The following is a 1,392-nucleotide window of genomic DNA, read 5'->3' as shown; positions in this document are numbered from 1 at the left end:
CGTCCTGGTCAGCGGCTTTCCGGTCGCCGGGCGGAGCGGGCCGCGGATGTCGCGGGTCCGCGGCGCCCACCACCCGCGGGCCGGTCCCGGCAACCGCGATCGGCGCGGCGACACGCCAGCGGGCCAGCCGCACGATCGGGGAACCCAGATCACGCACAGCGACAAGTCCAGCACGCAGCTCATCGTGTCCGGATGCCGCGGCCGCCGCAAGATGAACATGAGCATCGGTGACCCCCGGCCCGATCCAGGCGCAGTCGATCACACGCAGGCCACCCGGCAGCACCACCGTGTCCCGAGGCCCGATCGCGGCCACCCGGCCGTCCATGCCGATCACGACCACACCCTCGAAGGGGAGGTCCGCGATGCCGTCCCAGACCCGGCCGCACAGCGCTACACCCCGCCCGAGCTCCTCACGGACGCGGCCCCGGCCCGTCACAACCCGGCGCGCCGCCCGCAACGGCATGACGACAACGGCGGGCAGACAGCCCGAAGGCGCCTCCTCGTGCCTCACCACGGCCCGCTCAGCATCACGCGCGCAACCAGATCATGAACACGGCCGGGAACAGCGGATCAGACGGCACTGCTCATCCACACCACGATGTCGAGGATGCGCAGCGGGGTCAGGGGCGGTCCGCTGTCAGGGACGAGGGCGGACAACCGCCGGAACTCGTCGGCGTTCTCCCGCAGGTCGTACTGCATCGCCCTGACCAACAGCTGCATGTACTCACGCCAGGACCGGCCGTCCCGCGGCGCCGGCGGGATGCAGCGCTCATGCTGGTAGAAGATCCTGACCTTCGAGTCGAACAGCGGCACCAGCCCGGCCCGCTTGCGGTGCAGGACCTTGGCGATCAGCGAGCCCTTGACGTCCCGGTCGAAGACGTCGGGATCGTCAAGCGGGTCGTACAGGGCCGCAACAAGATCAAGAGTGACCTCGTCGGCCTCGATCAGCTCGATCCCCGGCGGCAGCTTGTCCAGCGCGCGTTGCAGCAACGGCATCAACGCGGTCAGCGTGTGCATCCGGTCGACATCCACCTGGACACCAAGCAGGCAGGCGGCGAGGAGATCGCCCGTGCACAGCAGATCGGAGTCACCGTTCGTGGTGAGCCCGTCGTAGTAAGGGTAGGCATAACGCAGGCCTCGCTTGCGCGGACCGAGGTACTCCTCAAGCAGGCTCTCCGCGTCGAAGACCTCCCGGGTGCCCATCGCCAGCTTCACCGCAGGGGCTCCTCAAGTCGTCTCGTCGTGTCGTTGGTGACGGCCGGCGTTGGCCGCCGGGCACCGCAACCTTCATATCGCCCGGCGCCAGCCGTAACGCCCGTCCTCCGAGCATCCTCCTCTGTGACTGTCACGACATGGCAGCGGCCCAGCTCAGGCCGCCGGCCGCGCGCGCAT

1 protein-coding gene and 1 pseudogene are annotated in these 1,392 nt (G+C 69.5%); both read right to left on the bottom strand.

Annotation, left to right across the window (positions count from 1 at the left end):
* Window positions 1-514: pseudogene (locus MJ785_RS16655) on the bottom strand (hypothetical protein); the annotation flags it as partial.
* 56 nt (window positions 515-570) lie between these two features.
* A complete protein-coding gene (locus tag MJ785_RS16650) occupies window positions 571-1,215 on the bottom strand; it encodes a DUF6308 family protein (RefSeq protein ID WP_239312355.1) in 645 nt (214 codons plus the stop codon).
* Window positions 1,216-1,392: the final 177 nt, after the last annotated feature.

The sequence above is a fragment of the Protofrankia sp. CiT1 genome (assembly GCF_917627335.1).
In the GTDB taxonomy this organism is placed as follows: domain Bacteria; phylum Actinomycetota; class Actinomycetes; order Frankiales; family Frankiaceae; genus Protofrankia.
Note: the sequence above shows the minus strand (reverse complement) of the source record. Positions and strands in the feature narration are given on the sequence as shown.